This is a genomic window from Hyphomonas sp. (assembly GCF_017792385.1).
Taxonomy (GTDB): domain Bacteria; phylum Pseudomonadota; class Alphaproteobacteria; order Caulobacterales; family Hyphomonadaceae; genus Hyphomonas.
On the sequence record NZ_CP051230.1, the window covers coordinates 611100 to 620812 of the forward strand.

At 64.2% G+C, this 9713-nt stretch carries 11 protein-coding genes; 9 read left to right on the forward strand and 2 right to left on the reverse strand.

From position 1 onward, the window contains the following. Nucleotides 1-29 precede the first annotated feature (29 nt). From HF955_RS02970 to rnhA, 7 genes are all read left to right on the forward strand, one after another. Nucleotides 30-887, forward strand: coding sequence for a hypothetical protein (locus HF955_RS02970; protein WP_291077738.1), 858 nt, complete (start codon nucleotides 30-32; stop codon nucleotides 885-887). 141 nt (nucleotides 888-1028) lie between these two features. Next, on the forward strand, nucleotides 1029-2546 hold the full coding sequence (locus HF955_RS02975; RefSeq protein WP_291077740.1) for an MFS transporter: 1518 nt from the start codon (nucleotides 1029-1031) through the stop codon (nucleotides 2544-2546). A 28-nt stretch (nucleotides 2547-2574) separates the two neighbouring features. Beyond that, nucleotides 2575-4068 (forward strand): MFS transporter, encoded by a 1494-nt coding sequence (locus HF955_RS02980; protein ID WP_291077741.1) that lies wholly within the window; start codon nucleotides 2575-2577, stop codon nucleotides 4066-4068. A 9-nt stretch (nucleotides 4069-4077) separates the two neighbouring features. Beyond that, complete coding sequence (locus tag HF955_RS02985) at nucleotides 4078-5058, forward strand: homoserine kinase (protein ID WP_291077742.1); 981 nt, start codon at nucleotides 4078-4080, stop codon at nucleotides 5056-5058. Beyond that, nucleotides 5055-5546: a hypothetical protein gene (locus tag HF955_RS02990; protein WP_291077743.1), complete on the forward strand. Its 492-nt coding sequence runs from the start codon at nucleotides 5055-5057 to the stop codon at nucleotides 5544-5546. Before HF955_RS02985 ends, HF955_RS02990 begins: the two co-directional genes overlap by 4 nt. Then, complete coding sequence (locus HF955_RS02995) at nucleotides 5543-6109, forward strand: hypothetical protein (protein WP_291077744.1); 567 nt, start codon at nucleotides 5543-5545, stop codon at nucleotides 6107-6109. Before HF955_RS02990 ends, HF955_RS02995 begins: the two co-directional genes overlap by 4 nt. A 39-nt stretch (nucleotides 6110-6148) precedes the next feature. After that, entirely contained in the window at nucleotides 6149-6592 is a 444-nt protein-coding gene (gene rnhA, locus HF955_RS03000; RefSeq protein WP_027837125.1) for a ribonuclease HI, read from the forward strand. Here the strand turns inward: rnhA and mnmH are convergent. Then, complete coding sequence (gene mnmH / locus HF955_RS03005; protein WP_291077748.1) at nucleotides 6589-7641, reverse strand: tRNA 2-selenouridine(34) synthase MnmH; 1053 nt, start codon at nucleotides 7639-7641, stop codon at nucleotides 6589-6591. The genes rnhA and mnmH overlap by 4 nt on opposite strands. A 76-nt stretch (nucleotides 7642-7717) precedes the next feature. Between mnmH and selD the strand changes: the two genes are divergently transcribed. After that, nucleotides 7718-8764 carry a selenide, water dikinase SelD gene (selD, locus tag HF955_RS03010; RefSeq protein WP_291077750.1) on the forward strand — a complete coding sequence of 349 codons (1047 nt, stop codon included), beginning with the start codon at nucleotides 7718-7720 and terminating at the stop codon, nucleotides 8762-8764. Nucleotides 8765-8834: 70 nt separating this feature from the next. Continuing rightward, the gene (locus HF955_RS03015) at nucleotides 8835-9275 is read left to right on the forward strand and encodes a thioredoxin family protein (protein ID WP_291077752.1); all 441 of its coding nucleotides are present in this window, start codon (nucleotides 8835-8837) and stop codon (nucleotides 9273-9275) included. A gap of 3 nt (nucleotides 9276-9278) precedes the next feature. Here the strand turns inward: HF955_RS03015 and HF955_RS03020 are convergent, their stop codons facing one another. Then, nucleotides 9279-9704 carry a hypothetical protein gene (locus HF955_RS03020; protein WP_291077753.1) on the reverse strand — a complete coding sequence of 142 codons (426 nt, stop codon included), beginning with the start codon at nucleotides 9702-9704 and terminating at the stop codon, nucleotides 9279-9281. Between the last annotated feature and the right edge of the window lie 9 nt (nucleotides 9705-9713).

A 9713-nucleotide genomic window follows, 5' to 3' on the forward strand; every position in this document is an offset into this window, starting at 1 on the left:
AGCAGATCGACGCAAAGAGGAACTCTATCATGGCCTTTGACACCAAACTGAAGCAGTGGACCAGCCTCGGGCTCGGCACCGTCCTGATGACGGGCGCCCTTGCCGGATGCAGCGAACCGGCCACGCCAGCCGATCCGCCCGCCGCCGAGGTCTCGGATTCGCACGCCGACGCAGACCCGGCCGCCGAAACGGCACCCGATGCCGCCGGCCTTGCCACCGAGGGCGGCGAAGGTGAGGGCGGCGTGACCATCGAGGCCGCCTATACCGATCCCGTCGTCTACAAATCGGCGCTGGCCATCGCGGCCGCGCACGTGCTGGCCGCACGCGACGCCTATGCCGAGGGCAAGAACGAGGCCGCCGCTGAAATGTATGCCCACCCGGTCTCTGAAGTGCTGTTCGACATGGAACCGGTGTTCGCGGCCCAGGGCGTGGCGGACTTCACCAACCTGTTCTCCGATACGTCGGCAGCCGTTTTCGCCGGCGAAAGCCAGGACGAGATCAACGAACGGACCGACGAGATCCTCGCAGCGCTGAACAAGGCTGCCGAAAGCGCCCCGGAAACTGACCTGTCCGACGCCATGGTCATTGCCAGCGTTGCCTCTGACCAGATCGACCGCGCCGCCGACATGTATCTGCTGTCGCTGGATTCGGATTTCTACGAGACCTATCTGGACGGGTATGGCTTCTACAAGGCAGCCGAGCTGACGTTCAGCAATAACGAACCCGCAATCGAAGCAGAGAATGCGGCAGCCGCAGACGCGATTCGCGCGGCCCTCACCCTGCTTGCGGACGCCTACCCGTCGGCCCTGCGCCCGGAAACGCTGGACTCCGACGCCTCGGCGCTCGCCGTGGCAGCATCCGAGATTCAGCTCGAGCTGAGCCAGTAGCACCAATCTGACTTTCGCAAGGCCTTCCACTGATACTGTCGTAAAGGAAGGCCTTGCGCGCCCCGCGCATCACATTACCGTAGGGCGACTTGTAGAGGCGCCGCCAAGACGCGCCCGGTATTTTCGGGAGGAGTTCGGCGGATGACCGATACGACAGCTGGCCAGACGGCCACCGGTGGACACATCACCGGCTTCGGTTCGAAAGGCTATCGCACCTATGTGCTGATCGCCCTCATGCTGGTCTACACGCTGAATTTCATCGACCGCACGCTCATTTCGGTCGTCGCCCAGCCGATCATCAACTCCTTCCAGCTCAACGATACGCAATGGGGCCTTCTGTCGGGACCGCCCTTTGCCCTGTTCTACGCCGCCATGGGCATTCCGATCGCGATGTGGGCCGACCGCGCCAATCGCGTGTTCATCATCGGGCTCTGCATCATTGTCTGGTCGGTCATGACGGCCCTGTGCGGCGTGGCATCGGGCTTCATCTGGCTGCTCGTCTTCCGGGTTGGCGTGGCAGTTGGCGAGGCCGGCTGCACACCGCCCGCCAATTCGCTCATCACCGACTATTATCCCCCCAAGAGCCGCGCCGGTGCCCTGGGCATCTATTCGATGGGCGTGACGCTCGGCGGCGTGCTGGCCCAGCTGTTTGGCGGCACGATTGCCGGCATCAAGGGAGCCGATTTCGGCGCCTGGATCAGCTCGATCGGGCTTGGCGGCCTGTTTTCCGGCCTCGACTGGGCCACGGTTGAGGGCTGGCGCATCGCCTTTGTGCTCGTCGGCGCGCCTGGCGTGCTGATTGCCCTGATCGTCATGTTCACCATCAAGGAACCGCCGCGCGGCTATTCCGATCCGCCTTCGGCACGGAGTTCCGGCAAGACCTCATTCTTCGATGCCTTCAAGGAATTCTCGCCCAAGCCGACCTTCTGGTGGCTGTCGCTCGGCGCCGCGCTGGTCGCCTTTGTCGGCTATGGCCTGATCAGCTTCCAGGCGCCATTCCTGCAACGTGTGCATGGCATCAATGTGCGTGACGCTGCCGTGCTCTATGGCGCACCGCTGGCCGCCGTGGCCGCCTTTGGCACCTTTCTCGGCGGTTTCATCTCGGAGAAACTGGAAGGCCGGTTCAGCACGATTTCGGCCTGGCTGCCCGGCGTCGGCCTGCTGATCGCCGTACCGGCCTATGTCGGCGCCTTCTTCGCCCCCTCCATCGAGATTGCCTTCGGACTGTGGATCATCGCCGGCACGATGCACTATGCCTACCTGTCCAGCCAGTACATGGTCGGCACCGCCATTGTCAGCCCGCAATCCCGCGCCACCACGATCGCCGTCCTGCTGCTGGTTGTCAGCCTGATCGGCAATGGCATCGGCCCGCTCTTCGTCGGCGCGATGAGCGACTTCTTCATGAGCCAGGAAATCTCCAGGGCCGGGCTGTCAGCCTTCGCGGACGTCTTCAATCCGCGCCTGTGCGGCACAGACCCTGCGGCGCTGGGTGCGGAAGGCCCGGAACTCTGCCGTGCCTATGCCAATGGCCTGCGCCATTCGATGGCCGCCACGGTGCTGTTCTTCATCGCCGCCGCCGCCTGCTACTTCATGGCGGCCCGCTCCTTCATGAAAGACAAGTACAATCCCGATGCCCCCACCGCGGGCATGGGCACCTGAACCCCAGCGACGGAAAGACACACGTAGAATGACAGACACGACCGCCGCCCCTGCTGCCTCCGGCGAACTGCCCGGATACGAGACCGGATACAAGACGAAGGGCTATCGCGCCTACGTTCTCGGCTCTCTCCTTGTGGTCTATATCTTCAATTTCATCGACCGGTCGATCTTCGGCATCCTGACCGATCCGATCCGCAACTCGCTCCAACTGGAAGACTGGCAGATGGGCCTGCTCGGCGGGCTCGCCTTTGCGACCTTCTACACGACGCTGGGCATTCCGATTGCGCGCGTTTCGGAGAAGACCAGCCGGATGATGATCATCGTGATATCCCTCGCGGTCTGGAGCCTGATGACCGTGATGTGCGGTCTGGCCGTCGGCTTCGCCAGCATGTTTGTCTGCCGTCTGCTCGTCGGAGTCGGCGAAGCTGGGTGCACCCCGCCTGCCCAGTCCGTCATCGCCGACTATTTCAAGCCGGGCAGCCGCGCCACTGCCGCCTCGATCTATGCGCTGGGCGTGCCGCTCGGCGGCATGTGCGCCGGCCTCGCCGCCGGTCCGATCAATGATTATGTCACCGGCGAGAATGTCCACGCCCTGCTGGAAGGCTGGGGCTGGTCCTGGGCAACCGGCCTGCTGGACTGGAAAAGTCTCGAAGGCTGGCGCATTGCCTTCATTGCGGTCGGCCTGCCCGGCCTGCTGTTTGCCCTGATCATCGGGCTGACCGTCAAGGAACCGCCGCGCGGCTATACGGACCCGCCGAACGCGTCAAAGCCGGAACGCGAAACCTTCAGCGCGGCCCTGAAGAAACTCAGCAAGAAGCCGACCTATGTCCATGTCGTCTTCGGCGCGGCGCTGGCCTCCTTTGCGGGATACGGCATCGCGGCCTTCTCCACCTCCTTCCTGCTGCGTACGCACGAATTGTCACTGACAGAAGCCGCGCTGATCTTCTCCCTCGTGCTCGGCCTGATGGCGGCCATCGGTGTCTTCCTGTCGGGCTTCCTGGCGGACCGCCTGGCCAAGCGCTATCCGACCGCCCTGTCATGGATGCCCGCGCTCGGCATGGGCCTGTCCGTGCCGCTCTACTGGATGGGCTATCTCAGCCCGTCGGTCGCGCTGATGCTGCCGCCGCTGATGGCGGCCGCCATGCTGCACTATTTCTATCTCGGGCCGATGTATGCCGTCTCCGCCGGTGTCGTGGATGCACGCACGCGGGCAACCGCCGTGGCGATCACGCTGTTTGTCGTCAACCTGATCGGCCTCGGCCTCGGGCCGACCCTGATTGGCCTGTTGTCGACCGTGCTGAAAACGATGATGCTGTCCGGTGCGGATCTCGGCCTGACGCTGGACCTCTGCAAGGACACCGCAAGCCTCAGCGCTGACCAGGTCGCCGCCTGCACCAGCGCCGATGCACGTGGCCTGCAATGGTCGATCATCATCTTCGCGACGATCTATGCCTGGGCAGCCATCCACTATCTTCTGGCTGGCAAGACGCTGCAGCGTGACATGGTGGCCAAGACGGCCTAATCGGTCCGCATGGCAGTCTATACGCAAGTTTCCGACGACGCGCTCACCGCGTTTCTCGACGCATACGATCTCGGCAAGGCCCTGTCCTTCAAGGGGATTGCCGAGGGCGTCGAGAATTCGAACTATTATCTCGAAACCACCACCGGCCGGTTCATCCTCACCCTGTTCGAAAAGCGCGTGAACGCCGATGACCTGCCCTATTTCATCGGCCTGAAACAGCATCTCTCGGCCAAGGGATTCCCCTGCCCCGAACCCGTCATGGCGCGCGATGGCGCGGCGTTGCGCACGCTGGAAGGCCGCCCGGCCGTGATCGTCTCCTTCCTCGAAGGGCTCAGCCCGAAACGCCCCAGCCCGGCCCAGTGCCGCGGGCTGGGCGAAGGCCTCGCGCGCATGCATGTGGCCCTGGCCGATTTCCCGATGACGCGCGCCAACAGTCTCGGCCCGGCTGCCTGGCCCCGTCTCTGGCAGGGCCAGTCCGAAGAGGCCGCGAAGCTCCAGCCCAGCCTGCCGGACCTGATCGATGAGGCACTCTCGGACATTGCACAGGCAAAGCCGCAAAGCCTCACCCTGCCGCGCGGCACCATCCATGCCGACCTGTTCCCGGACAATGCCTTTTTTCTGGGTGAGGACTTCTCCGGCATTATCGATTTCTACTTCGCCTGCACCGATGCGTTGGCGTATGACCTGGCCATCTGCCTGAACGCCTGGGCGTTTGACGACAATCCGGGCCGGGGCGCCATCGACTACAATTATTCCAAGGGCGCGAATCTGATTGCCGGCTATGAAAGCGTGCGCCCGCTGGAGCCGGCCGAGCGCGACGCCCTGCCCCTGCTGGCGCGCGGCGCAGCCCTGCGTTTCTTCCTGACACGGATGGTGGACTGGACATCGACCCCGGAAGGCGCCCTCGTAAAGCCCAAGAATCCCCTCGAATATGCCGGCCGTCTCGCCTTTCATCGCAAGGTGACGAATGCGGAAGGCTATGGTGCATGACAGGCGAGCGGAAGAAATGGATCACGCTGATCAGCGCCACGCTGGTCGCCCCCATTTTTGCCGCAACCCTCACCGCCACCCTTCTCGCCCTGCTCATCTTCCCTGATCTGATCTTCCGGACGGAAGTGACCTCCGGCGTCTATCGCACGGCAACTCTGCGGGAAATGGCAACCAGCCTCGTCGGCTTCAGTTTCATGGGATTGGCGTTCGGCTTCGTGATCGGCTGGCCCGCCATGCTGATCGGCGGTCTGCCCCTGCACCGGCTGCTGGTCCGGTATCAGAACACGCAAGCCTGGGCCTATGCGCTGGCCGGAACCCTGGTCGGCACAGTGGTGATGGTGATCTATTTCATGCTCGCCAATGGCTGGCGCGACCCCGTCGCCGTCTTCCTCAGCGGCCCGGTCCTTCTGTCCGGCCCGGTCACAGGCTTCCTGTCGGCAGGCTTCTTCTGGCTGATCCGCCGCCCGGACCGGATACCCGCGCCATGAACCCGTCCGGTACACCTGAAGCGGGGTCCGCCCAGACGGCCTACATATCGGGGCAAGGCACCGGCAGGATCCGGCGCGTCAAGCTTGGCCTGTTCCTGTCATCGCTCGCCGCCTGCTTCGGCGTCACCCTGATCGGCCTTGTTTGCGTGGCGCTGTTCAGCCTGCTGGAAAGCCTCGGCCTGATTTCCGGGTTTAACACCTCGCCATCAGGCTTTGTCTTTGGCATCCAGATGGCCAGCCTGATGTCCCTGTTCAATTTCATCCTCTTCTTCGTCACCGTTCCGGCGGCGTGGCTGGCCATGGGCCTGTCCATCGGGCGCTTCCCGCACCGGGGCATCAAGCGCCGCGCGCCCTATCTGCGCTGGGCCAGCATCTGGGGCGCACTGCTTGTCGGCGGCACGACCGGCGGGTTCGGAATCACGGCGTCCCTGCTCACAGGGCTTGGCGCAGTCCTGACCGGCGCATGCATCGGCGCACTGGCCGGCCTGCTCTGTGGGGTTCTCTTTCTGGCCATCGTCCGTCCGGCCGAACAGCTCCATGCGGCAGACATCAGCGTGTTCTGATGCTTGACGCCCGCCCCGAAGCCGACCACCTCACACTCCATGACTGACAAGATCGAAATCTGGACCGATGGTGCCTGCAGCGGCAATCCCGGCCCCGGTGGCTGGGGCGCGCTGCTTGTTGCCGGAGAGAACCGCAAGGAGCTCTGGGGCGGCGACAAGGCGACCACCAACAACCGGATGGAAATGCTTGCCGTGATCGAGGCGCTCAATGCGCTCAAGAAGTCGTCAAAGGTCACGCTGCACGTCGATTCCACCTATGTGAAGGACGGCCTGACCAAATGGATTCATGGCTGGAAACGCAATGGCTGGAAGACCGCTGCGAAGAAACCGGTCAAGAATCAGGATCTGTGGATGGCGATGGATGAGGCCTGCCAGCGCCACGACATCACCTGGAAATGGGTGAAGGGCCATGCCGGTGATCCGGGCAATGAAAAGGCAGACGAGCTCGCCCGTCGCGGCACCGAGGAAGCGCGCGGCCGCTAATGGCCTGACAGCAGCCGCCGGGCCGCAGCAGCCAGGGCCACTTCGTCCAGGCTCTCCAGTTCCACCACTTCCACCGGCGCATCCTCTCGCCGCTTGCGGCTGCGGGCATAGAGCGGATCATAGTGTCGGGTCATCAACTGCGCTGCCAGTGTGCGATAACTGCCGGCGGCGGCCAGTTCCTGCCACGCGGCAAGCGTTTCACCGGACTGCAGGCCTTTCAGCCGGGCCAGCGCTTCCGCCAGACGCGCCGGATCCTCGATAATGTCGGCATAGGCGCCGAGCAGGAAATCCGCCCGGACATCGGCGGGTGCCCGCACCTCGATGCGCGGCGCCGCCAGCATGGAGCGCCACAGGCGACGCGGCACACGGCACCGGCCGACCCGCGCGGATTCCGCTTCCACGAATACCGGCCGGGTCAGGTCAAAGCGTCTCAACTGGTCCCAGATGCCGCTTTCGAACAGGCGCTGGGCAGGCTGGTCTTCCTCTCCAAAATCACCAAAGGCGGACCCGCGATGATGCGCCAGTCCTTCCAGGTCGATCACCTGCCCGCCCGCCTCGGCAATCGCCTGCAACAGCGCCGTCTTGCCCGTGCCGGTCTGGCCGTCGATCAGGCGTATCGGCAGCAGGCGGTCTTCATGGTCCAGTCCGGTCACGACCTCCCGCCGCCAGGTCTTGTACCCGCCCTTCACCACCCCGCTCGGCCAGCCGACCGATGACAGGATGGTCGCCATCGCATTCGACCGCATCCCGCCCCGCCAGCAATAGACCAGCGGCCGCCAGCTTTTCGGCTGGTCCGCCAGCGCTGTCTCCAGATGATGGGCAATATTGCGTGCCACCAGTGCCCCGCCAATGCGGTTCGCGCGAAACGGGCTTTCCTGCTTGTAGATCGTTCCGACCCGGGCCCGCTCCGCATTTGACAGGACCGGCAGGTTGATGGCGCCCGGCATATGGTCATCCTCGAATTCCGCAGGCGAGCGCACATCGATGATCGCGTCATAGCGCGACAGGTTTTCCGGGCTGATATCCGTGACGGTTTCGAGATAAGGCATCCTCTCTGGATTAGCAGGTTTTGTTTGCCCCGCCAGCGCCAGGCGCGGTAAGCCTGCAGGCCGAAAGGAGTTCGCCATGCCCGACAGCCAGACCTTCCCGCGCCTCACCTCGCTCGCCCATGGCGGCGGGTGCGGCTGCAAGCTTGCGCCGAACGTGCTGGCAGACCTGCTGAGCGAGATGCCACTGTCGCTGGGCCACGCAAACCTGATCGTGGATGCCGGGACCAGCGATGATGCCGCCGTCTACAGGGTGAATGACACCACGGCGCTGGTCGCAACCACCGATTTCTTCACGCCCATCGTGGATGACCCGCACACATTCGGCCGCATCGCCGCCACCAATGCCCTGTCGGATGTCTTCGCCATGGGGGCGACACCCATTTTCTGTCTCGCCATTGTCGGCATGCCCATCGGCAAGATCGCGCCGGAAACGATCCGCGCCATTCTGGCCGGCGGGCGCAGCGTCGCTGAAGCGGCCGGCGCGCCGATCGCTGGCGGCCATTCGATCGATGCGGCAGAACCGATCTATGGCCTGGTCGCGCTCGGCACGGCCCATCCGGACCACCTGCTTCTGAATGCCAATGCGCAGTCCGGCGACGTGCTGATCCTCGGCAAGCCGCTTGGCATCGGCATCTATTCCGCCGCCCTGAAACGCGAAATCCTCTCCCCTGCCGAATATGAGGAAATGGTCGCCTCGACCACACGCCTGAATACGCCGGGCACGGAACTTGCGGCGCTGTCCGGCGTCCATGCGGCAACCGATGTCACAGGCTTCGGACTGCTCGGCCATGCCAGCGAGATGGCCCGCGGCTCAGGTCTTCACCTCATCCTCGAAAAGGACAAGGTGCCCGTCTTCAGCGGGGCCCGCGCCCATGCAGCCGCCGGTGTTCGCACCGGTGCATCCGCACGCAACTGGGAGTCGGTTTCGGCCCTGGTTCAGGGCGATCTGAACGAGATGGACCGCGACATTCTGTGCGATCCGCAAACCAGCGGCGGCCTGCTCGTCTCCTGCGCGCCCTATGCGGCTCGTGCGGTGCTCGACGTGTTCGCAAAACATGGTCATGCCGGCGCCGCCATTATCGGCCGTGTCGAGGATGGTCCCGCCGGCGTTCACATCCGCTGACGCAAGTGTGACCCCACCGGCATGCACGCCATGCTACAAGCAGCGGGTCACATGATCCGGAGTTGTGCCCATGCGTTTCTTCCTCGCCGCGCTGTCACTTGCCACCCTCGCCGCCTGCGGCCCGTCTGTTGCCGCTCCTGGCAGTCTGGCCGATGTGAAGGAGATCACGGCGCCGGCGGAAGACACACAGCTGCTCGCCGTGCTCAGCTATGCCAGCTGGTGCGGGGCCTGCAAGGCGCTCGATCCGAAAGTGGAGGCCGTGCGCGCATCGCAGGCATTTCCCGGCGTGGAATTCTTCGCACTCGACTATTCCGCACGGGATCGCGAGGCCTACTTTGCCGACGCCGAAACCCTCGGCATTGCCCAGACGATGCGCGAGATCTTCCCCGAAAAGATAAAGACCGGCCAACTCTATCTGGTTGACCGGTCTTCGGGAGACATTGTCGGGACGGTGTCGCAGTCCATGACGGAAGCAGACATCACCGCCGCCATTCAGGCTGCGCTGTCCTGATGATCAGGACGCCGCGCAGGCGCCTGTATCCTTGCCGAGTTCTCGGCGCACCGCGTCGATATAGCTGCCAGTGGCCTGGAATGAGTCGCGCGTGACGCCATAGGTCGGGCTGCTGCCATCCTCGATGAAATCCTCCATCAGGCGATCCGCAGCATCTTCGAGACCGAGTTCATGCTCGGCACGGATGTCGGCCACCACATTGGTGACATCGAGGATCCGGGCCTGGGCATCTTCCGGCCGGTCGGCCAGCAAAGTCGCATAGCAGGCGCAATAGGTTTCGACCGTATCGCCGTCCTCGGCGAGGTCTTCCACAATCTCCGGATCGCCAGCCAGCATGGTTGTGCAGGCTTTCGCAGCCTTGCCGTCGGAGCCGCCACACGCCGCCAGGGCGACACAGGCGGCGGCGGGGATCAGGATGGATCGGATCATGGGAAGTCC